Origin of the sequence: Pedobacter yonginensis (genome assembly GCF_003173595.1) — a bacterium.
GTDB lineage: Bacteria > Bacteroidota > Bacteroidia > Sphingobacteriales > Sphingobacteriaceae > Pedobacter > Pedobacter yonginense.
Genome location: NZ_QGNZ01000004.1, coordinates 569,330 through 592,936, shown reverse-complemented (window position 1 = coordinate 592,936; position 23,607 = coordinate 569,330). Strand labels below are relative to the sequence as shown.

The 23,607-nt window shown below is 36.4% G+C and carries 21 protein-coding genes; 6 read left to right on the top strand and 15 right to left on the bottom strand.

The window, feature by feature from the left end:
• Positions 1-145: 145 nt before the first annotated feature.
• Both DHW03_RS17480 and DHW03_RS17475 read right to left on the bottom strand, forming a co-directional pair.
• Positions 146-1,297: an acyl-CoA dehydrogenase gene (locus DHW03_RS17480; protein WP_109927125.1), complete on the bottom strand. Its 1,152-nt coding sequence runs from the start codon at positions 1,295-1,297 to the stop codon at positions 146-148.
• Positions 1,298-1,517: 220 nt separating this feature from the next.
• Positions 1,518-2,417 carry a ComEA family DNA-binding protein gene (locus DHW03_RS17475; RefSeq protein WP_109927124.1) on the bottom strand — a complete coding sequence of 300 codons (900 nt, stop codon included), beginning with the start codon at positions 2,415-2,417 and terminating at the stop codon, positions 1,518-1,520.
• A 98-nt stretch (positions 2,418-2,515) separates the two neighbouring features.
• Between DHW03_RS17475 and DHW03_RS17470 the strand changes: the two genes are divergently transcribed.
• The 4 genes from DHW03_RS17470 to DHW03_RS17455 all read left to right on the top strand — a co-directional run bounded on the left by DHW03_RS17470 (position 2,516) and on the right by DHW03_RS17455 (position 7,165).
• Complete coding sequence (locus DHW03_RS17470) at positions 2,516-4,267, top strand: lysophospholipid acyltransferase family protein (RefSeq protein WP_109927123.1); 1,752 nt, start codon at positions 2,516-2,518, stop codon at positions 4,265-4,267.
• Between the two features lie 342 nt (positions 4,268-4,609).
• Entirely contained in the window at positions 4,610-5,437 is an 828-nt protein-coding gene (locus DHW03_RS17465; protein ID WP_109927122.1) for a lysophospholipid acyltransferase family protein, read from the top strand.
• Positions 5,438-5,593: 156 nt separating this feature from the next.
• On the top strand, positions 5,594-6,757 hold the full coding sequence (locus DHW03_RS17460; RefSeq protein ID WP_109927121.1) for a hypothetical protein: 1,164 nt from the start codon (positions 5,594-5,596) through the stop codon (positions 6,755-6,757).
• A gap of 207 nt (positions 6,758-6,964) precedes the next feature.
• Positions 6,965-7,165, top strand: a complete 201-nt coding sequence (locus DHW03_RS17455) for a hypothetical protein (protein ID WP_109927120.1) — start codon at positions 6,965-6,967, stop codon at positions 7,163-7,165.
• Here DHW03_RS17455 and DHW03_RS19360 read toward each other — a convergent pair.
• On the bottom strand, positions 7,162-7,323 hold the full coding sequence (locus DHW03_RS19360; RefSeq protein WP_165825432.1) for a FeoB-associated Cys-rich membrane protein: 162 nt from the start codon (positions 7,321-7,323) through the stop codon (positions 7,162-7,164). The genes DHW03_RS17455 and DHW03_RS19360 overlap by 4 nt on opposite strands.
• Positions 7,324-7,456: 133 nt before the next feature.
• On the opposite strand from DHW03_RS19360, the gene DHW03_RS17450 reads away from it, so the two are divergent.
• Positions 7,457-7,753 carry a hypothetical protein gene (locus DHW03_RS17450; protein WP_109927119.1) on the top strand — a complete coding sequence of 99 codons (297 nt, stop codon included), beginning with the start codon at positions 7,457-7,459 and terminating at the stop codon, positions 7,751-7,753.
• 199 nt (positions 7,754-7,952) lie between these two features.
• On the opposite strand, the gene DHW03_RS17445 is transcribed toward DHW03_RS17450, so the two are convergent.
• The 12 genes from DHW03_RS17445 to rpsT form a co-directional block, all read right to left on the bottom strand.
• Entirely contained in the window at positions 7,953-9,383 is a 1,431-nt protein-coding gene (locus tag DHW03_RS17445; protein WP_109927118.1) for a hypothetical protein, read from the bottom strand.
• Between the two features lie 110 nt (positions 9,384-9,493).
• Entirely contained in the window at positions 9,494-12,250 is a 2,757-nt protein-coding gene (locus DHW03_RS17440) for a TonB-dependent receptor (protein ID WP_109927237.1), read from the bottom strand.
• Positions 12,251-12,400: 150 nt separating this feature from the next.
• On the bottom strand, positions 12,401-12,916 hold the full coding sequence (locus DHW03_RS17435) for an Mpo1 family 2-hydroxy fatty acid dioxygenase (protein WP_109927117.1): 516 nt from the start codon (positions 12,914-12,916) through the stop codon (positions 12,401-12,403).
• A gap of 83 nt (positions 12,917-12,999) precedes the next feature.
• Positions 13,000-14,571: a ribonuclease Y gene (gene rny / locus DHW03_RS17430; RefSeq protein ID WP_109927116.1), complete on the bottom strand. Its 1,572-nt coding sequence runs from the start codon at positions 14,569-14,571 to the stop codon at positions 13,000-13,002.
• A 288-nt stretch (positions 14,572-14,859) separates the two neighbouring features.
• Entirely contained in the window at positions 14,860-15,150 is a 291-nt protein-coding gene (locus DHW03_RS17425; RefSeq protein WP_109927115.1) for a cell division protein ZapA, read from the bottom strand.
• Between the two features lie 34 nt (positions 15,151-15,184).
• Positions 15,185-15,475, bottom strand: coding sequence for a hypothetical protein (locus DHW03_RS17420; RefSeq protein WP_109927114.1), 291 nt, complete (start codon positions 15,473-15,475; stop codon positions 15,185-15,187).
• 31 nt (positions 15,476-15,506) lie between these two features.
• Positions 15,507-17,906: a phenylalanine--tRNA ligase subunit beta gene (pheT, locus tag DHW03_RS17415; protein ID WP_109927113.1), complete on the bottom strand. Its 2,400-nt coding sequence runs from the start codon at positions 17,904-17,906 to the stop codon at positions 15,507-15,509.
• Between the two features lie 774 nt (positions 17,907-18,680).
• Positions 18,681-20,075 carry a radical SAM protein gene (locus DHW03_RS17400; protein ID WP_109927110.1) on the bottom strand — a complete coding sequence of 465 codons (1,395 nt, stop codon included), beginning with the start codon at positions 20,073-20,075 and terminating at the stop codon, positions 18,681-18,683.
• A 5-nt stretch (positions 20,076-20,080) separates the two neighbouring features.
• A complete protein-coding gene (locus DHW03_RS17395) occupies positions 20,081-20,839 on the bottom strand; it encodes a prolipoprotein diacylglyceryl transferase family protein (RefSeq protein ID WP_109927109.1) in 759 nt (252 codons plus the stop codon).
• 5 nt (positions 20,840-20,844) lie between these two features.
• Entirely contained in the window at positions 20,845-21,684 is an 840-nt protein-coding gene (locus DHW03_RS17390; protein ID WP_109927108.1) for an endonuclease/exonuclease/phosphatase family protein, read from the bottom strand.
• Positions 21,685-21,753: 69 nt separating this feature from the next.
• The gene (gene radC, locus DHW03_RS17385; protein WP_109927107.1) at positions 21,754-22,452 is read right to left on the bottom strand and encodes a RadC family protein; all 699 of its coding nucleotides are present in this window, start codon (positions 22,450-22,452) and stop codon (positions 21,754-21,756) included.
• 66 nt (positions 22,453-22,518) lie between these two features.
• Positions 22,519-22,773 carry a 30S ribosomal protein S20 gene (gene rpsT / locus DHW03_RS17380; protein ID WP_109927106.1) on the bottom strand — a complete coding sequence of 85 codons (255 nt, stop codon included), beginning with the start codon at positions 22,771-22,773 and terminating at the stop codon, positions 22,519-22,521.
• Between the two features lie 242 nt (positions 22,774-23,015).
• Between rpsT and purN the strand changes: the two genes are divergently transcribed.
• Positions 23,016-23,594: a phosphoribosylglycinamide formyltransferase gene (gene purN, locus DHW03_RS17375; RefSeq protein ID WP_109927105.1), complete on the top strand. Its 579-nt coding sequence runs from the start codon at positions 23,016-23,018 to the stop codon at positions 23,592-23,594.
• The last annotated feature ends 13 nt before the right edge of the window (positions 23,595-23,607 follow it).

Genomic DNA, 23,607 nt, shown 5'->3' with positions numbered 1-23,607 from the left:
AAGGGTGAAGGGTAGAATTACACGCATCTTTCACCATTTTTTCCAAAAAAAATCCGGAGGTGAATATACCTACCGGATTACTCATAAATATTTATTTGGTTTGTTGTTTCCTAATTAAGACTCGCTTTGGTTCTAAGCTTGGTACTTAAATTAATATTTCTCTGGCGATTACAATCTTCTGAATTTCGGAAGTTCCCTCTCCTATTGTACATAATTTACTGTCGCGGTAAAATTTCTCTACCGGAAAATCTTTGGTATAGCCATAACCGCCAAAAATTTGCACGGCTTCGGTTGCTACCCTAACCGAAACCTCTGAAGCAAAATATTTTGCCATGGCAGATTCTTTTGTCATTGGCAAATGCCTGTTCTTCAAATCTGCGGCTTGCCGAATCAACAACTCGGCGGCTTCAATTTCTGTGGCCATATCTGCCAATTTAAAACTAATGGCTTGAAAGCTAGAAATGGGTTGCCCAAACTGCTGACGCTGTTTTGAGTATGCTACCGCAGCATCAAAAGCACCTTTTGCAATTCCTAGTGCCAATGCAGCAATAGATATCCTTCCACCATCCAAAACCTTCATGGCCTGCTTAAAGCCTTCGCCCACATTGCCCAATACATTGGCTTTGGGAACTCTACAATTGTCAAAAATCATCTCTGTGGTTTCTGATGCCCGCATGCCCAATTTATTTTCTTTCTTGCCTGCTGAGAAACCGGGCGTACCACGTTCTACAACGATAGCGGAGATTCCTTTCGAACTTCCTTGTTCTCCAGTTCTAACCATCACAACGGCAATATCGCCACTTTTACCGTGGGTAATCCAATTTTTTGCGCCATTTATAATGTAGTCATCGCCATCTTCTACCGCTGTGGTCATCATTCTTAATGCATCAGAACCGGTGTTGGCTTCGGTTAAACCCCATGCGCCAATCCATTCTGCGCTGGCCAGCTTCGGTAACCACTTTTGTTTTTGCGCTTCGTTTCCGAAGGCTAAAATATGGCCTGTACACAAAGAGTTATGTGCCGCTAACGATAAACCGATTGAACCACAAACTCTGGCAACTTCTACAATTACATCTACATATTCTTGATAGCCCAAACCTGAGCCACCATATTCTTCGGGTACCAATACCCCCATTAAGCCCAACTCCCCCAATTGTTTAAACAATTCTACCGGGAAATGCTGTGCCTCATCCCATTCCATAATATTTGGACGAATGTTTTTCTCTGCAAAATCGCGGACCATGGCCTTTACACTCTGCTGAGTTTCTGTTTCTGAAAAGTTAAAGCTGACGCTCATTAAGTATATATTTTAAGCTAGTTGAGGCAATTATAAACATTTATTTGATAGTTAGTTACCATTAAATATTTGTGCAATTGTAGAATGAAATGGTATTTGGTTCAATTAGTTATTCGATTAATTTGAAAGCTTGAAATATCAAAGAGAAAGTTTTTTTATTTTTTTAATCATTTAATGGGACAGTCCGCATCATTTTTGCTCGGGTGAGGTTGATGAAAACTTAAAAAGTGATGTAAGGAGAAATTTTATCAATAATCTGTTGATTGAGAATGGCAATTTTTTTCAAATCACTTGGACTAGAAAAGGTACCATGTTGTTTTCGGAACTGAATAATGGCATTGATTTGTTTGTAGGATAGATATGGATTAGATTTCAAATCGTTAAATACTGCCGTATTTAGGTTAATGGTTTTAAGCTTTACTGGGCTTAGGGAGATTTGATTTTTGATTTCTGCATATTTTATCGAATCTATTCCGTAAACCTCCATCAGTTGTTCTTTTTTGTAGAAACCACCTAACCGTTCACGATATTTTAAAATTCGGTTGGCAAAGGCGCCACCAATTCCTTTAACTTCATCCAGTTGGGCAGAATCTGCGGTATTCACATCCACAATAACCAAAGCTTTTTTGGCATATTCTTTCTTTTCATACTTGAGCGCATGGCTTGAATAATTTGATGTTTGATTCTCAATATGAACATAAGGCAAAAGCTTTTGGTACATATCTGGCGAAATGGTATACATTTTCTGTAAATCTTCCGCTTTATAAAACTTGCCTCCTTTATTGCGATAATTTACAATGGAACTTGCCTGTTTTACAGATAAACCTAGGGTTTGCCATCCTTCAACATCAATGGTATTGGGATCGAAAGCAAAGAGCCTGGTTTCTTTTGTGGCCTCAAGTTCTTCTATTCTCTCTCTGGCATAATGAAAATCATTCTGATCAGAAATCTCTAATTTCTGAATTTTCGCCAGTAGATTTAGATCATCTTTTTCTGCTGTATGGAATTGTTCGTAAATAAATGGTGTAGCTTTTAAAGCAAATATGATGATGATTAGGAGGAGCAATCCGTTAAATTCTCCTTTGGTGAAGCCAAAATGTTTGTTAAGCCAAATTCTCATTGATGCGATATGACACGTGTATTATAAATATAAATCTTATTTTTGGGATTGCAAAACTCAATGGGTTTGGCAAATCAACATCCTAACAGATATTTTATATGAAGATCATTACGACCTCAGAATTTGCTAAGGCGACAAAGATTGATAAACTTGGTGTGCCTGGATTAGCAGGTTTGATGATGGAGCTGATGAAACTGAATGACATCAACGATGTGTTCTCTCAAAATCAGCATTTTAAGGGCCTAGAATTCGTAGATAAAATTTTAGAAACCATTGGTGTTTCTATAGATTTTGATGAGGAAGATTTGAATAGCATTCCAAAAACAGGGCCATTTATAGCCATTGCAAACCACCCATACGGTGGTGTGGAAGGTTTGGCACTTGTAAAGCTTTTATGTACCGTTAGGCCTGATGCCAAGGTCATGGTTAACTTTATTTTAAAGAAAATCCCAAATCTTGATGAATTTTTTGTGGCCGTTAATCCGTTCGAAAATGTGCAGCATTCATCGAGCATTAGCGGTTTAAAAACGACTTTCGATTTATTAAGGAGTGGCACACCGATTGGTATTTTCCCTGCTGGCGAAGTTTCTACTTTTAAATTGGATGCACAACAGGTTACCGATAGAATGTGGCATCCTGTTGTTGGAAAGCTGATTGCCAAAGCAAAGGTTCCGGTAGTACCTATTTATTTCCATGGCAACAATGGCGTTTTCTTTAACATTTTAAGTTTTATACACCCAACGTTACGCACGGCAAAACTGCCTTCAGAATTTTTGAACAAACAAGGGCTTACCATACAAGTAAGAATCGGGAAACCAATTTCGATTTCAGAAATTTCGCACATGAACAGTACTAATAAGTTAATGGACTTTCTGCGTGCGCGTACCTATGCATTAGGCATTGGCTTGGATAAGGAGAAAAAGCTTTTTAATCCATTAAACTTATTTAAAATTAAGAAAAAACCTGCCGAAATTATTGAAGAAACCTCTAGAGAACTGATTAAACAAGAGGTGCAGACTCTAGAAGACTTTAAGGTTTGGACTGAGAAAAACTACGAAGTGTATATCGTGCCGACCTTAAAAATTCCAAACACCTTAAGAGAAATTGGTAGGTTAAGAGAGATTACTTTTAGAGAGGTTGGCGAAGGAACGAATAAAAAAATCGACCTTGACAATTACGACATCTACTACAACCACTTGTTTATTTGGGATAAGGAACTTGAAAACATTGTAGGTGCCTATCGTATTGGTAAAGGCGACGAAATTTTAGAGAGCATGGGCAGAAGGGGTTTCTATCTTTCCGAATTGTTTAAGATGAAAGATCAGTTTTATCCGATGTTAAGACAGGGCATTGAACTCGGCCGATCGTGGATTAGAAAAGAATATCAAGGTAAACCTCTTCCCTTGTTTTTACTCTGGAAAGGGATTTTGAAATACTTGATAGACAATCCTCAATATCGTTACATGTTTGGTCCGGTGAGTATTAGCAACAACTTTTCTAAATTCAGTAAGGCCTTAATTGTAGATTACATTACCAAAAACCATTTCGATTATGAGATGGCGAAATATGTAAAACCAAAAAATAAATTCAAGGCAGATTTATTGCCAATCTCTACAGATACCTTGGTTGACAGTAGCGAATCGTTTAAAGATTTGGATAGCATTATTGGCGATATTGAAAACTCACACATTAAGATTCCAGTATTGTTAAGACAGTATATGAACTTAAATGCAAAAATTATCTCATTTAATATCGATCCTAAATTTTCTGATTGTTTGGATGGATTTCTGGTTGTAGATACGCATAACATTCCGCCAGAGATGCTGGAAAAACTCGGCAAGAACTTGTAATTTTTAAAATAAAAAAACCCAGACATCCATCTGGGTTTTTTATTATCAACTAACCTAAACTTTATAAATACTAACCAAATATTTATACCACAAAAGTAAGCTGGCCTTGTTAATTTGATATTAATGAAATGTTATTTGTTGGATATTTATTTATACCATTCCTTAACAAATAAATACCGAATACTTTCACATTAATCTATTATCTTTAAATACTCTGTATGAGCTGCGATACCCTTTCGATTTATGAGCATCGAATGTTTCCAAACTTGTATTTAGCTCAAACCATTTAACTCCTTCTTAAGCAGGTTGATTTTGATTAATCAATTTTTTTAAATTCAATCTATGACGGTAATCTCTAAAGAAAATTTTTCTAAGGCAACAGGCATTTGCAATGTGCCTATTCCTGGTTTGGCTTCTTTTTTAATGAAGTTTTTAAAAATTAACGATTTTAATGGGATTATTAAAGATGCGAATGAGCTTGAAGGGCAGGAATTTGCCACTCATTTGCTAGAAATTTTAGGGGTAAGATTAGAAGTTGATGCACGTGATTTAATTAACATTCCACAGCATGGTGCATTTATCGCAATTGCCAATCATCCTTACGGTGCAATTGAGTCGTTGGCTTTATTGAGCACTTTAGCAAAACACAGACCAGATACGCTATTTATGGGAAACTTTCTGCTGAAGAAAATTCCAAATTTAGAGAAGTGCATCATTGCGGTTAACCCTTTTGAAAACGTGATCGATGCTTCGAGTATAAGTGGACTGAAAACGACCTTAAACGCTTTGAAAGCTGGACAACCCGTCGCCATTTTTCCCGCTGGTGAAGTTTCCTCCTATAAGATAAAAACCAACCAAATTACAGATCGGGAGTGGCACCCCGTGGTTGGCAAAATCATATCAAAGGCAAATGTGCCCATTTTACCCGTTTATTTTCATGGCAATAATGGCCTGTTTTTTAGTTTGTTAAAATTAATTCATCCTTCATTGCAAACTGCAAAACTGATATCTGAACTTTTTAACAAAAAGGGCCATGTACTTAAAATCAGAATTGGTAGACCCATTTTTATTGAAAATATAGGTTGTAGAAATTGCAACGTTTCTTTATTGAAATTTTTGAGAACTTCCTTATATGGCTTGGCTAAAAATGAAACCCATCAATCCATGTAAAACCCACCTAATGTTAATTTTATGTTAACTTAAAGGTCTATTCCTCACATAAAGAAATTGTTGCTTTTGTATTATTTATGGTTAAATTTATTTAACCAAATATTTAAGCGATTGATGAGTAGGGTTTGCAAATATTTTTTAAATACATTTTTCTTAATGTGCATTTCTGTAGAATTTTTTACGGTTGCTGCGCAAAACCATTCTTTTGATTTTTATAATGGCACCTTCAATTTCAGTACGGATTCTTCTTCTGAAATTAACACCCCAAAAATTGCATCCCCAAATGCAGTTATAGAATTTTATAAGCAAATCAACTTAAATAATCCCACCTCACTCATTGTTTCGTTAAAAGAATACAAAAACAAATACAATTTAAACGATTGGATTTACTATCAACTGATTAGGAAAACAGCTGAACAAGTTAGCCCTAAGGCCGATAATTATTTTCGATACACCCTCTATAAGTGGTATTTACTAAACAAGTGTGGTTATGATGCACGAATAGCGGTGGGCAACGAACAGATTATTTTTTACGTTCGGAACGATGAAGACATTAGTGATATTCCGTTCTTTATGATTGATGGACAGAAGTACATGTGTTTAAATTATCATGATTACGGAAAGCTATTTAAGCAAGCTGATACCTACAAGCCCATAAACCTAAGCTTCCCGGAGGCAAAAAATTCCTTTTCTTACAAAGTGACCAGGATGCCGGATTTTAAGCCAGAGAGTTATGAAGAAAAAGACGTGGAATTTAATTACCGCCAGAAAATATATCATTTCAAATTAAGGGTAAATGAAAATGTGGAAGCCATTTTTAAAAACTATCCCATTGTTGATTTTGAAACCTATTTTAATATTCCCATCAGTAGAGAAACGTATAGCTCTCTAATTCCTATTTTAAAAAACAACTTAAAGGGGATGAATCAGAAAAAAGGTGTAGATTATTTGATGAGGTTTACGCGCTATGCTTTTCTGTATGAAAACGACGAACAGAATTTCGGGAAAGAGAAACGTTTATCTCCCGAACAAACCTTGCTCAATAAGTACAGCGACTGTGATGATCGGGCGGGCTTGTTTTTCTTTTTGGTAAAAGAAATTTATGATTTGCCGATGATTGCAATCCTCTACCCCACCCACTTAACCATGGCGGTACAGTTTGAAAAACCGATAGGCCAATACATTACATATAAAGGCAAAAAGTATTCTTTCTGCGAGCCAACGCCCCAAGCCACGGATTTAAGAATTGGTGAGGTTGCCGTTGACCTTAAGCACATTAAATATGAGATTGTGTATGCTTACGAGCCAATTAAGAAATAACGTATGCCAGATTGAAGTTAAAATAAAATTAATTCAATGTTAAATTGATGTTATCTTATCAATAACACACTCAATCGTTGTAGATTGGAGGTATATTTAAATACTTAAATTGAATTAACTATTAACAATCCCTATGTCAGCTGTAATTTATACCATCATAAAAGAATACTTTGTTGAAATTCATATCATCCCGTTAAGGCTAGAATCATGTCTCCAATATCTGATGAAAAAGTTTTTGTGTTTCAAACGAGTTTGTACTACAAAAGTAAAAGCCATTTGGATGGCAACCGGCCAGCATCCACCTTTACGTCATTTGCTAATGCAGAAAGACACCTACTTCAGTATTTAGAGGAGTTTCAAAACACGTTAGATTTAGGTGGCGAGATTGTGCGGGGAACACATTTTTAGGCATTCTCTTTATCATCTTTTTCTGGCCCAAGTTCTGTATCGATTACATCTTGCTCGAATTTCTTTTCATCTTTCTTATTCCTGCGAATAATGAAAATGATAAGGGCGAGAACAATGGCTAGAACTGCGGCTACAATCAAATAATTTACATTCATCATTTCAGTGATTAAAATCAGACTTTCTTAAAGCTACCTTAAATATTTTGTATGTTAACCCGATTAGATGTTGTTAACATAATCATAATATGGATTTAATTTTACGATAACATATCTTTGAGCACACAAAAGGTATATGAAAAAAAGTAAGTCTAAATTAAAAAGCCAGTCGGCCAATAAAAAAGAAAAAAAAGCGCTAGAATTAACTTTAACAGTACAAATTAAAGAGTTGATTGCTCAGCTTGGAAAGGTTAAGAAATCAGATAAGGCGATAGAAAGATTCTCGAAAAAGATTGTAAAAAAGCTTTCCATTGAGTCTAAACCTGAGCTTGAGCCTGTTGAATTGGAAACGACTCCCCCTGTGGATGCTATAACTAAGGCGGCTAGACCGAAGTCGGTAAAAAAAACAAAAGCAGAGGTAGAAACTAATTAAGGAATTTACGTTAAGTTTTGCTGATTCAGAGCCCATAGCTTTAGATTTGTGCCCTTCATGAAGCAATAGAAAAGGCATTCAATGATGTTACTTACGAACGCCTCACTTAGCGTTAGCAGCTGAAACGATCTATTGAATTTCTTTTTAAACCAAAAAAGCCAGAAATAATTTTCTGGCTTTTTTGGTTTATAGGTTTTAATTATTTTACTGCACCTGGCGTAGTATAAGCTAATGTTTGAGGATCGAAATGCGCCCAACCAGAAGCCCAGTTTTCAGAACCAAAAGCACCTTTATAAGCTACTGATGTGAAGCCAGCCGTTAATTTTGCGTTTGTGAATGCCGCTCCACTTGCTGCTGCTGAACTCGCAACCACTGTGAAGTTAGGTGTACCAACGCGAGCTGTTGCAACTAAATCTGCTGAATATTTATATGGATCAGTAAAGATGCTTGCCGCTAAAGCCGCTGGGTCAAAAATATTTACAGCTACTAATAATGGATTAACAAGTGCTAAAGCCGTGGCATTAGAAGCTTTTACTTGATTTGATTTGCTATTGCTATTGTAAATTAAGTTGTTAGCGAATACTGATCTGCCAGCAACAAGATTTCCTGAAGAGTTTAATGTTCCACCAGCAGGTAATGCATCATCATAGAAAATACCTTCAGTATAACCTACAATTACAGAATTGAAAATACTAATTGCCGAGTTACGACGAATTTGAGCACCGTGTTGGAAGTTAGCATTAATGCTGCTACCACCTGAACCCACTGGGCCTAAAATTGTCATGTTAGAGAACACAGCAGAGGTTTGAGGAACAGCATTATCACCAGCGGCGTTGTTATCTGATTCGAAACCATTTGATCCTGAAACATCGGCAGTTACAGCTAAACGTTGTGCTAAACCAAATTGAACTTTTCCTGAGAAACCATTGTCTGTATCGAAATCGTCATCCCATGAATCAATAGCTAATAAGTGCGTACAGTTTACAGCACCACCAAACCATTCGAAAGCATCATCACCTGAACGATAAACTTCAATATAATCAATTGTTGTACCTGAACCTACCGAGCCAAAAGTTAATCCGTTAATCTCATTATCAGGACTTAGTGCGATACCAGCGTACTCAATACGCACATATTTCATTGTACCAGAATTATCTGCATTATCAGTACCACCGTGCTTACCTTTATCAGTAGCATCAGATATACCTTCTATTGGCACAGAAGTACCTAAATTGTTTTGTGCTTTACCTAATAAAATTACACCTCCCCAATCACCTTCTTTGCGGGCACCACTAGCAATACTTGAAGTAAATACAATTGGTTTATCAACCGTACCTACTGCATTGATTTTAGCACCTCTAGTAATAACTAAAGCACCTTTTGTAGCTTTATCACCTTTGATGATTGTTCCTGCAGCAATGTTTAAAGTTGCATTATTGGTTACAAAAACATTTCCCTTTAATACATAAATCTTATCTGCAGTCCAAGAGGTGTTAGCCGTTAAATCGCCCGAAACTTCTACCGTATTGGCAGCTAATGGCGGGTTGATATCTTCTTCAACAGTATTTTTTGAACAACTTGCTAAGAAAACCACTACGCTCATTGCGCAAAGTAATAATTGTTTTTTCATTTTATTTTGTTTTTACTTTTCTCAAAGGTGTAACTATAATGTAACACACAGATTAATACAACTTTAAATTATTGTTAAGGATTACAAAAGATTAAATTCTATAATTAACATTAGAAATTATAGGAGAAAGCTAGAGAGAAATTAACCCCAGGTTTATAGCTGCTGATGGTTTCATCTCCTCTCGCTATATCATACTTTTTATCTAAATCGTTATCATAATACTGTGTAATGCGATTATTCAAAATATCGTTAGCGTTGAATTTAATTTCGCCTCTGTTTTTGATAACTTTTAATGCAAGTTGCAAGTCGACAACATTTCTTGGCGCTTCCCATATTGCAGGGAATAACACACCACCTGCAACATTCAGCTTACGACCTACCCTATTGTAAAGTACATTGAAGTTCAATTTGTCTTCCAAGAAGCTGTGTTGTAAACCTGCGTTAATAATATAAGGTGCTTGACCAACCAATGGCCTGTTGGTATCTTTTAAATTTAGCCCGGTATTGTTGGTTTCAACTTTCGATTTGATTAGGGAAAGGTTGGTGTAGAAAGTTGTTTTTTTCATAAAGTCGGTATTCAGTATAAAATCTAAACTCTTTCTGAACTCCAACTCCACTCCATAAACATCAACTTTATCTGAATTGATAAATGTGATTATTCTTGAAGATCCTCCATCACTATTAAAAGATTCTATAGCATTGTGGAATTTTTTGTAAAAACCTGATATCGAAATAATTTGCCCTGCCTGTGGGTAAAATTCAAAACGAATATCAGCGTTATCAATCTTTGCTTCTTTCAGATTTGGATTTCCCTGTTGTAGCGCCAGTAATTCATAATCATAAATCGCTGCTGATGCTAGCTCCCTAAATTCAGGTCTAGCTAAAGTACGGTAGTAAGATGCCCTCAAATTGATCTTTGGCGTAAGGCTATAGGTATAATTTGCTGAGGGTAAAAAGTCAACATAATTATCATCTACTGATGTTTGAGGAGAAGGTACTTTAGAATCCAGGACAACGTTAAATTGCTCAACTCTTAAGCCCCAAACCAATCGAGATTTTTCGCCAAACTTGTTATCCAACATTAAATAACCTGCATTGGTTAGTGAATGTGCATTGTAGCTATCTCCATCCGCAGAAATATCATCTAAAGTATAAGCGCCACTGTTGATTGCATCTAGCGCATATAATCTGCTTATCGGTCTTGTACTAATTTCATCCGCATTAGGCGCACTTGTGTTTGCTTTAAAGCCAACAAATCTAGCATCGAAAGTTCTGTCTCTGTAAATACTACTTACGCCAGCTTTGAAAGTCGAAATCTGGCCAAACATTTTCAAAGGCAAGGTATAGTTTACACCGCCACTGTAATTATCTTCGTTTAGTTTAGAAAACAATCTTGAGTTCTCTTTACTCAATGTACCTGTACTTGCAACATATCTATATTGATCGGTGCCAGCGTCTTGAGGGTTTCTTTGGTAAGAAATCTTTTTTTGATCTGGTTGATCGTTTAAGATGTTGGCATAACTTAATGACCAGTTAATTTTCGAGCTCGACTCACCAATTGCGTGGTTACCTTCGATAGTTGATTTAAACAACGATTTTTGAAGTAAATCGAAAGCGTAGAATTTAATATCTCTTCCTCTATCACTGTTGAAACCGTTTCTTTCCAGGTATGAATCATCATAAGCTCTATTGTAGATATTCTTGAACGTGATTTTATTTTTACCAAAAGAGTAAGCAAAGTTTGCTAGTGCACCTAAGTTTGTAGAAAACCGGTAAATGTTATCGTGATAATCAAAATTCACGTAATCGCGAATTACATCGTTATTTATGGTTTGTGAGTTTCTGTAGGTAAGCGAAAATAATGCGCCTAATTTGTTCTCATTTTTAAACTCTTTAACCCTACCAATCGTAAATTGATAGTTTTGAGTTGGAAGAGCGGTGTTATTATAGATATTCCAGTCTCTAGAAAGTGATTTCATTGCTGCAATGCCTTGCTCAGTGGTAATCCCATTTGCAATTTTAAGTCGTGATGGGAAATTGCTTGGTAGCGCGCGGTCACCATTATCAAAGCCAAAATAATCAGTGGCATTTCTAGCTCCGCTTTTGAAATCTTTAAAAGTAGATGCGGTATTATAGCCTGTACCTACACCAAAACTAATAAAGTTTTTGTCTGGAATATCTTTTGTAGAAATCTGAATTGCACCACCGGTAAAGTCGGCAGGCAAATCTGGTGTGGCTGTCTTACTAACGATTAGATTATCAACCAAATTGGAAGGTACGATATCAAATGAGAAAGCTTTACGATTTGGCTCTGTACTTGGTAATGAAGAACCATCAAGCGTTGCCGTATTGTAACGATCTCCTAAGCCCCTGATTACAACGAACTTATTATCTTGAATGGTTGCACCACTTACCCGTTTCAACACATCAGATGTGTTTCTATCTGGCGACTTTTTGATTTGATCGCTGGAAACACCATCAGAAATTACTGCGCTGTTTTTTTGGCTGGCATATAATGAGTTAATTGACTCTTGCTTGAAACTAGCCCTAACTACTACCTCTTGTAAATTTTGGCCGTTAGCTTCGTTTAAAATAACGTTTAAACTGGTAACTGCTGGAGCCTTTACCTCAACATCAGAAATTTCTTTCGTTTGATACCCTACATAAGAGAACTCTAAGGTGTATTTTCCAGACGCCATAGCTTGAAGGCTATAACGACCATCAACATCTGTTGAAACACCTTTTGTGGTACCCTTAATTTTCACGGTAACACCAATTAAGGTTTCGCCAGTTTTTTTATCGGATATTACTCCAGAAATTTTACCTGTTTGTGCGTAAGCTACAATGCTTAGAAATGAAATCAGCATTGTTAATGCCGATTTTTTAAAAATTGTGATTAAGTCCAATTTGCCTATGTTTAATTTTAGGCAAAGCTATTACCACAATGTTACCTGCAAGTTAGATGTTAATTAAGTTTTGTTTAGCTAAATGTTAACTTAATGTTACCTATGGGCGGATTAGTATTTTATACCCGCTTTCTTACAAATGAAGTGCAATAACCAAATCGGACCTATTAACAGGAATTTAACATCATCTAAAAATGATGGCTTTTTGCCTTCAATTTTGTGCCCGATGAATTGACCAATCCAAGCCAATGCAAAAATGGCTAATGATACTTGCCACAAAGCAGGCCCACCTACTTTCTCCCAATTTTCTAACGACACAATGCCCCAACTCATTAAGAAAACAAGCAACAACATCATGTACGACAATACGGGTGACAGTCGGTAATAGTAATAAATAGAAAAGGCAATAAGAAAGGAAGCCCAGTTTACATAACCATTATATCGACCTAGAAAGCCAATATATGGAAAAGGAATAGCCCAAACTAAGCCCAATAAGCTGAATACAATTAACGGAACACATATCCAATGGATAATTTCATTGGTTTGATTGTTATGGCTTTCCTGATATTTATCAAAATAAACATCAACTGGTCGCTTAATTTCAGTATTAGTTTTTTGCTTGCTCATCTTTTGTAAAAATAAAAAAAGCGATGAACATTGTCATCGCTTTTATATAAAATCTGTGTAATTACCTAATTTGGCGCAATTTGCTACTTTGCAAATGCTACAGAACGTGTTTCTCTGATTACAGTAACCTTGATCTGACCTGGGTAAGTCATTTCGGTTTGGATACGGGTAGAAATATCCGCAGCTAATAATTCTGCCTGCGCATCGGTAATACGCTCACTTTCTACAATTACCCTCAATTCTCTACCAGCCTGAATGGCGAAGGTTTTTTCTACACCTGGATAAGAAAGTGCCAATTCTTCTAAATCTTTTAGGCGTTTGATATAACTTTCTACCACCTCACGGCGCGCACCAGGACGAGCACCTGATATGGCGTCACATGCTTGTATGATTGGAGAAATCATCGATGTCATTTCGATTTCATCGTGGTGAGCTCCAATTGCATTGCAAATTTCTGGATGTTCTTTATATTTTTCGGCCAATTGCATACCTAAAATTGCGTGTGGCAATTCTGGATTATCATCAGGCACCTTGCCTATATCGTGCAATAAACCTGCACGTTTAGCCATCTTAGCATTTAAGCCTAATTCAGCGGCCATTGTAGCGCAGAAATTAGCAACTTCGCGAGAGTGATGTAAAAGATTTTGTCCGTAAGAAGAACGGTAACGCATACGACCAACCATACGGATCAGTTCAGGGTGTAAACCATGGATTCCTAGATCGATTACGGTACGCTCACCAATTTCTACAATCTCATCTTCAATTTGCTTTTTGGTTTTAGCAACAATCTCCTCGATACGTGCTGGATGGATCCGACCATCTGTTACCAAACGGTGCAATGCTAAACGAGCAATCTCTCTTCTTACTGGGTCGAAACCGGATAAAATGATGGCTTCTGGAGTATCATCTACAATAATTTCGATTCCTGTTGCGGCTTCTAATGCACGGATGTTTCTTCCTTCCCTGCCAATAACACGCCCTTTAATTTCATCACTTTCGATGTGAAAGATAGATACTGAGTTTTCAATGGCAGCTTCGGTAGCGGTACGTTGAATGGTTTGAATAACCACTTTTTTAGCTTCTTTACTTGCTGTTAATTTGGCTTCATCAACAATATCTTTAATCTGAATCATGGCCTGGGTCCGCGCCACCTCTTTCAAATTTTCTACCAATTGATTTTTAGCTTCTTCAGCAGATAAGCCTGCGATGGATTCTAATTGGGTTAAGTGCTGATTTTTAAGCACCTCTACTTCCTCTTGCTTTTTAATGGCAAGGTCGGTTTGTTTTTCTAAAAGTGCTTTTTGCTTATCAAGCTCTTGTTCTTTTTTGTTGAAGTTTTCCATACGCTGATTAACAGATTGTTCTTTCTGTTTCATCGTATTTTCGCGTTGGTTAATGCTGTTGTTTTTAGCATTAACTTCTTGTTCATGCTCTGCTTTGAGCTGCAAAAACTTTTCTTTTGCTTCTAAAAGCTTGTTCTTTTTTAAAATTTCAGCATTGTTTTCTGCATCTTTTAAAATCTTTTTCACCTTGTTTTGAGCAGCAATTTCTTGTTGCTTTAACAAGTTACGTAGGAGGAATCTTCCTACCACTACTCCGATAGCTAAACCTGCTATTACGGCAAATACGTATCCTAATATTTCAACTATTTCCATTTTGTTTTTTAAGTAAAAAAAAACCGCAACTATTTTTTTTAAGTCTCATACATTTTAAACCTCAACTAAGCATAATTAGGGTTTAAGCCATTTTCAGGTGCCATAGCAGATGAAATACGCCCTCTTAACCCTATAGATATTGAAGTGTTAAGTTTTATAAAATTTGAAACTCAAAAAAGTAGCTGCGGCTATATTTTTGTGCTATAACTATATTGCCATGCCAGTTATACATCCGTGATTTACAGATGCACAGTTAACCATAATGACAAAAAATATAAAGAACGTACCTTATTTTGAAAAGAAATCGTTTAATAAAACATCCAATTCTTCAACTTTATCAGCAACAGCAGAATCTTGATTTTGTACTTTGTTTTCTGTTCTTAATACGGCTGTTGCATAGTGCAAAACTGCCATAGAAAGTAAATCCTGCTTATCTCTTACCGCATAATTTTCTTGGTAGTCTTTTATGCGTTCATTAATCATTTTTGCTGCCCGTCTCACAATTTCTTCCTCTTCCATATTCACCTTTAAAGGGTAAATGCGGTCGGAAATGGTTATTTTAATCGAGATTTCTCCCATTTGTTTAGCTTAGTTTCTGATTCTTTTGCATTACTTATTTTTTAAGCAGTGCAATACTCTTATCAATCTCCCGCACAAAATCGTTAATTTTTTGTTTAATGTCAAGAGACTTTTCACTGGTGCCCTCAATACTTTTGGCCAATTTTGTAACCCTTAGCTTTTCATCTAGTTCTACATTTTTGCCTTTAGCAGTATCAAGCGCAACTTTTAACGATTGATTTTCAAGCTTTAATAAATCATTTTCTTCTTGCAAAGCATTACATAACTCAATTACTTGGGCTGTTTTTTGTATTACTTTATCTAATTGATCTGCAACAGAAGTCATGAATTTATTTCTAAAAATACGAATTTATATTTTATTTCCTAATTTCTGCGCCCGCTTGTTGGGTTAAATTGGATATTAATTTTTGCATGGTTTGCTCAATCTGCTTATCTGTAAGGGTTTGCTCCTCATCTTGCAGAATGAAGTTTAACGCATAAGATTTTTTACCCTCTGGCAATTTGTCTCCAACGTAAACATCAAACACCCCAACTTCTTTTATTAGCTTCTTATCGGTTTTAAATGCGATACCCTTTAAAGCTTCAAAAGTAACGGTTTGATCAATCAGTAAGGAAAGATCGCGACGAACTTGTGGGTATCTGGAAACCTCTTTGTTTACAATTTTATTCTTCTTAACAATATCCAGTAAGCCCGCCCAATCAAAATCGGCATAAAAAACTTCGGCGTTCACATCTGCCAATTTACGATCTGCTTTTGTAACGGCTCCGAAGCTTACCAACGTTTTATCTCCACGGAAATATTTTATGCCATAAGCAAAGTTTTCATCGTTTAAGGTATCCATTTGATAACTTGAAATGCCCAAACGAGAAAGGATTGCATCAACAGCCGATTTTATATTGTAGAAACTAGCCGATTTAGAGTTGTGATTCCACTGTTCACTTTGCTTTGCTCCAGAGATAACCAAGAGCAATCTTGGGCGCTCTACGTACTTCTCATTAATTAAGTGATAGGTTTTTCCAAACTCATAAAACTTAACATCTGCATTTTTGCGGTTTTGATTATAAGCTACACTTTCTAAAGCGGGCATTAACAAATTTTGGCGCATCACGTTTAAATCGCTACTTAAAGGATTCAAAATTTGTACGGCTTCATCCAGATTTTTAGAATAAGCCATTTTGGTTAAAGAATTGCACCAAATTTCTGCATATCCATTTGCCGTTAACAAATCGGCAATGGTGTTGGTTGTATTTTCCTTTTCTGGCTTTATGCTGTAAGAAAGGGAAGCATTTACTTTTGCCGGGATTTCAATATTATTGTAACCATAAATCCGCAAAACTTCTTCAGTAACGTCGCATTCGCGGGTGACATCTACTTTGTAAGCTGGAACTTTCAGCGATAAGCCTGTTGCACTTTCTGCGGTTGCTTCAATTCCTAAAGCTAAAATTATCGCTTTAATTTCCTCAGCAGGAATGTCTGCGCCAATTAATTTTGTAATTCCATTGTAGGTTACATCAAACTCAAATGGCTTAATCGGGTGAGGGTAGATATCAGAAACAGGTGATGAAATTTCGCCACCGGCTAAGGCCTTGATTAATAAGGCTGCGTATTTTAAGGATGTAACGGTTATTTCTGGGTCTGTACCCCTTTCAAACCGAAAAGATGCATCGGTTTTTAAACCATGCCTTTTGGATGTTTTACGCACCGAAACCGAATTAAAATATGCACTTTCTAAAAAGATGTTCTTAGTTTCTGCTGCTACTCCTGAAGTTTTTCCACCAAAAACACCTGCTATACACATTGGTGCTTCAGCGTTACAAATCATCAAATCATCTGCGTTTAACTTTCTCTCTACGTCATCAAGTGTGGCAAACACCGTGCCTTCTGCCACTTTTTTAACAATAACCTTTCCACCAACAATTTGATCGGCATCAAAGGCATGTAAAGGCTGTCCGAAGCTGTGCAACACGTAGTTTGTAACATCAACGATGTTGTTTATGGGGCGCAACCCAATTACTTTTAGTTTATCTTTCAGCCAATCGGGAGAATCGGCAACTGTAACACCTGAAATCGTTAAGCTGCTGTATCGTGGGCAAGCCTCTAAATCTTCTACTTCAACAGGAATCACCAAATTTTCATTATCTGTTTTAAAATCAGCCAGACTAGGAATTTCATATTTTGTTCTGAAGTAACCTGCCAAATCTCTGGCAACGCCCAAGTGCGAAGCTGCATCTGCACGATTTGGTGTTAATCCAATTTCGAAAACGAAATCATCTTCCATTTTGAAATGGTTTTTAGCCAACATTCCAATTGGTGCATCCTCCGGTAAAATCATGATTCCATCATGAGATTTGCCTAAACCAACTTCATCTTCGGCACAAATCATCCCTTGAGAAACTTCTCCCCTAATTTTAGATTCTTTAATTTTAAATGGTTCTCCTTCTAATGGATAAACCGTTGTACCAACGGGCGCAACAATAACCCGCTGTCCTGCGCCTACATTTGGTGCACCACATACAATTTGAAGATTTTCTGATCCGCCGATGTTTACGGTTGTTACACGCAAGCGATCGGCATTTGGATGCTGTACACAGGTTAAAACTTCTCCAATTACCAAGCCTTCTAAGCCTCCAATTATAGGCTGTACCTGATCTATACTTTCTACCTCTAATCCTACATTAGTTAGAATTAACGAAAGTTCGGCAGGCGTTTTATCGATCTGTACAAATTGTTTTAACCAGTTATATGATATTTTCATGTTTGGATATCGGGTATGAAGTATTGGCAATAGAGATTAAACCTCTGGGCAACACTAAAATTTTATAAAATGCAAAGATATTATTAAAAGCGCAAAGCAGAAAGCGGAATGGCTAAAATTAAAAGTACAAAGCAGAAAGCGCAAAGACTAAAGGTGAAAGCAGAAAGCGAAAAGACTAAAGGTAAAAGCGAAAAGGCTAAAGGTAAAAGCAGGAAGCACAAAGACTAAAGGTAAAAGCAGAAAGCAAAAAGCGAAAAGACTAAAGGTGAAAGCGCAAAGCTGAAAGCACAAAGACTAAAGGTGAAAGCAGAAAGCGAAAAGACTAAAGGTGAAAGCACAAAGCAGAACGACCGAAGTTAAAATCGCAAAAGTGAGTTAAGAATTGATTAATGATTGATAGACAGGTTAGAAAGGATAAGGGCGCAAGCGCCAGCACCGATAACCACCAGAATTACCGCAATAAGCATTAGGCGTAAGCCCAGTTTTAAGGGCTTATGATTTATAGTCTTTATGATGGTGACGATTAGCCCCACACCGAAAAGAATGGCCACCATGACCCAATAAAAAATAAAGACTTCCATAAATTACGATACACTTAGAATCACTGCACAAGCACCAAACCCAATCACCACCATAATTACAGATATAATTATCAACTTAAGACCTGACTTAACAGGCTCATTATTACTGGATTTTACAATTACTTGAATTAAACCAACTATAAAAAGCACAATCGCGGTTAAAGCGTAAAGAAATAAAAGGAGTATAAGCATATCAAATCATATTTAACTTTTCTCTTATTGCATCAATCTTATTGTCTCGATAAAAGATATTCATCGTTTCGAACGGCACTATTTTATATTTATCGCTTACAATATGAACACAAGATTTTTTAACCGCACGAACATCAAAATCCAGCGGATCCATGAAGTTCATGATGATAATTCTAAAAAGATTATCGTAGCTTAAACCATCAGACTGAACTCTTGGTAAGCAGCACATTAATTCTCCGAAGGTATTTTCGGCACAATCTACAGAAACGCCAGTGCTAAATAAATTGAGCATGTGTTCTTTTAGCTGCTCATCATGCTCAAAAACAATTGTGTTTTTGGAATTGTTGAGTAACTCTTCAGGGTTAATCAAATGCGTCATTGGAATAACTTCATCTCCAATTTTGAGGGCGTAGGCCATACACAGTGCATCTGGATTACAAGGAACGGGAATTAAATCTTGTGGAGTGAAGATTGGATATTGCTCATAAATTTTTCGCCTAACCTCTGTTAATGTAATCCTCCCTTGTTGGTCGTTATAGTCATCATTTCTTCCTGCCACCTGGGTGGGTTGAAAGGTTACCCCACGTACACATTTTTGCTTCAATGCATAATCTAGAATATCACCAATTTCATGGTCGTTCAAACCGTTTTGAAGGGTAGCAACCAAAGTTGTTGAAACGTTAAATTGATTTAGGTGCTCTATTGCCTTTTTTCTCACCTGGGTTAAGTCTTCGCCCCTTAGTTTTGTTAAAACTTCTGGGCTAAAACTATCAAACTGCAAGTAAATCTCAAAATCGGGCATGTATGTTGCCAGCTTCTCTACAAAATGAATGTCCTTTGCAATTCTTATTCCGTTGGTATTTACCATTAAGTGTTTAATGGGCTTTGTTTTAGCAAGATCCAATATTGCAAAGAACTCGGGATGAACGGTTGGCTCTCCGCCAGAAAGCTGAACCACATCGGGCTCTCCCTCATTGGCAACCACCACATCCATCATTCTGTTTATTTCTTCCAATGTTCTGTGCCTGCCATAATTTGGTGATGACATGGCGTAGCAGGTTGGGCAAGCTAAGTTGCATCTATCGGTAACTTCGATTACGGTTAAACAAGAATGTTGCTCATGATCGGTACATAAACCACAATCGTAAGGACAGCCATAATGTACTTTCGTGTTGAATTTAAGCGGCATTTCGGATTGTTTATTGTAATTCCGAATCTGCTTGTAATATTCTACATCATCGGCAATCATCACCTTACTGTTGCCATGGGTACGGCAGTTTTTTAACATGAAAACTTTTGCATTTTGAAATACAATTTTTGCATCGCAAAGCTGTAAACATTCAGGACAAAGGCTTTTTGTATAATCGTAGTAAATGTAATCTCGCGTGTTTGCCATAGGTATCAGCTAAAACTTATTTTCGATATTCTGATTATAAACTTATAGTAATATATAAAAATAAACAAGGCAGACCAATGAATACTGCTTAAATTTAGAAATAGCGGATGGTATGGCTTGATAAATTCAATAAGAAAGCGAAATAAAAAATACAGCACCATAAAGAGCTTAAATCGATCACCATTTATCAATTGCTTGTACCGCATTCCTCTGAATAGCAGCATCAATATGATTAAATAAATCATCTCATAAAGCATAATGGGGTGCCTTAGCTTACCATCACCCAAGTCCATGCCCATAAAAAAATGTGTTTCGATTCCAAAAGTGGGTTCATCAATCCCCATAGAGAAACAACCTATTCTACCAATAAAAAGGGCTGCCAGAATGGGAATGACATAAATATCGCCAGAGGCAATTTTAACCCCTATTATTTTTTTAATGATTTCTACTCCAAACAAACCACCTAACAGGCCTCCAATAATGGTTTTACTTTGGTAAAGCATTAAAAAAGTTAAATGGTTTAAAACTTCAGGAGTTTCTAAAATGGCAACAATTCTAGAACCCATTAGCGCCCCTACCATTGCACCCAACATAATCCACAGGCGGTTTTCATCCGAAATTGGATCTGTGATGCCCTTTTTTAAAAAGTAATAAATTCTAACACCTATAATAAAAGCTAGGGTTTCAAAAATATAATGGAAATGGTAAAGTTCGCCAAACAGTTCAAACTGAAATGGAAAATACGATGAATGTGCAGGCTGCAAAAGCTTTATTTAAAGGATAGTTTAACAAAGACAGGTAGATGATCAGAATAGTATCTTTTATCTTGACTATCCGTAAGCACGGCAAATTTTTGCACATTAAAGGCTTTGTTTACAAAGATATAGTCTATTCTGTTTTTTAAATCACTGTTAAAATCGAAACCATTAAAGGTACCTAAGGGTCCATAAGGCGGCTCCATTGTTACATCTTTTGCATCAATTAAAAAAGATTTAATGGTTGCAATGGCTTCAGTTTCTGGAGTAACATTTAAATCGCCAGTAAAAACCACTGGTAAAGTTGGGGCAATTTCTTGAATTTTTTGTTTAAGGAGCTTTGCAGATTCGATTCGGGCTTGAACACCAACGTGATCATAGTGTGTGTTGAACACCAGAAATTCTTTCTTATTCAATTTATCATACAATCTTACCCAAGAGCAAACTCTGTTTAAGGCTGCATCCCATCCTTTTGATGGAACATTAGGCGTTGGAGATAGCCAGAAAGTTCCTCCGTCTTTTTTTGTGAAACGAGATTTATCAAAATAAACTGCAGAAAATTCACCTTTTCTTTTACCATCATCTCGACCTACACCCACCACATCAAAATTTGAGTTTTCCAGCAGAGCATCAAATTGTTCGGGTAAGGCTTCTTGCACACATAAAATATCCGCATCGTGAAATTTTACCAAGGCTTTTACATGGTCTTTACGATTTGGCCAGGCATTTATCCCATCGGAAGCCACATTTAAACGAATGTTGTACGTAATGATATTCAGCGGAACGCCTGCTTTTTGCGCAAAAGATGCAGAGGCAAAAACCAAAAGAAGGAGGAAGATATTGAATGTTTTCATTGGAGCAATTTACAAAAATGAAAATGAAACATGTTTAATTATTATTAATTAAACATGAAGAACGCTACTCTAAATCAAGTCTTCATCTTTATAGCTGTAATAATTATTGTTGGCAAATATGAGGTGATCGACTACGTGGAGATCCAGAAAATACCCGGAATCAACAAGTTTCTTGGTGAGTTTATTGTCGCTATCGCTGGGTTTCAAACTTCCTGAAGGATGGTTATGAGCCAAAACAATATTGGCCGCATTATTTTCTAAGGCTACTTTAAAAATTATTTTCGGATCGGCAATGGTTCCGGCTTGCCCACCTTTGCTAATCAAGTATTTGCCGATGATGTGGTTGGATCTGTTGAGTAATAAAATCCAGAATTCCTCATGATTAAGGTGTGCAAATGTTTGGTGTAAATATTTGAAAACATCTTTCGAAGTATTCACTTGGATCACTTCATCCTCGATATGTTCTTTTCTTCTCAGCCCTAACTCCAAAGCAGAAACGATAGAAATTGCCTTGGCTTCTCCTATCCCCTTAAATTTAGAAAGATCAGCAATCGTTGCCTTGCCAAGTTTGGTTAGGTTGTTTTCGTAAAAAGCTAAAATTCTTTTACTTAAATCGAGTGCAGTTTCAGTTCTACTGCCTGAACCAATTAAAATCGCAATCAGTTCAGCATCTGTTAAGTGCCTCCTACCGTGTTGCAGGAGTTTCTCTCTCGGGCGATCTTCTTCTGCCCAATGCTTAATGCCTAATTTCTGTTCGTAATCTGCCATTTTTTAAAAATAAAAAAGCATCCCAACTTTTGGTTGGGATGCCTTAAAAATCGTAAAAAAACGAGCTTATTTTAAACCGTTAACGAATTTCGTTAATTTTGATTTGTTGTTAGCTGCTTTATTTTTGTGGATAATATTCTTTTTAGCTAAACGATCTAACATAGAGATTACTTTAGGCAAAAGCTCAGAAGCAGAATTTTTATCTTCTGATGCACGCAATCTTTTAATGAATGTACGTGTAGTTTTTGCCTGATATCTGTTACGTAAACGTTTTGTTGCGTTTGCTCTAATTCTTTTTAATGAAGATTTATGATTTGCCATTTCTATTTAGCCTTTTATTTTTTACTAATCGTTTCCTATAATTCGGGTTGCAAATATAGGATTTATGTTTTTAAAATACAAACACTTTTAGTTTTTTTCTGAACTAAAATAAAACCCCATTTCTGTTGGTCAAAAATACAGTTTTTTGATTAATAAAAAACCAGATTATGTAATTTAATAAAAATCAGTTTCTGTTATGAATACACGCTTAAAATACTATTTTTGAGGAAAACGAATTTCGAGTGAAAAAACGAATAGCCATATTTGCATCAGGTTCTGGCTCAAATGCGCAGAAGCTCATGGAGCATTTTAAACGCAGTACCGATATAGAAATTTCTTTGGTTTTAACCAATAATGCCGACGCTTACGTACTGCAAAGAGCAGATAATTTCGAAATACCAAGCCACATTTTTGATAAGCACGAATTTTATAAAACCGATAACATCATTGATTTACTAAAAAATCTCGATGTCGATTTTATTGTGCTCGCAGGTTTTTTATGGTTGGTTCCGCAAAATTTAATTGCAGCTTACCCAGGTCGCATCATTAATATCCATCCCGCTATTTTACCAAAGTTTGGCGGAAAAGGCATGTATGGAGATCATGTTCACAATGCGGTTATGGCCGCAGGCGAAACAGAGGGTGGCATCACCATTCACTATGTGGATGAAAACTATGATGAAGGCGAATACATTTATCAGGCTAAATATAAGATTGATAAACACGATAATCTTGAGATGATTAAGTTTAAAGGACAGCAGTTGGAACATTTACATTATCCAAGAATAATAGAAGGATTGGTTAAGAAAATCAAAAAATAGAATTCCTCAATGG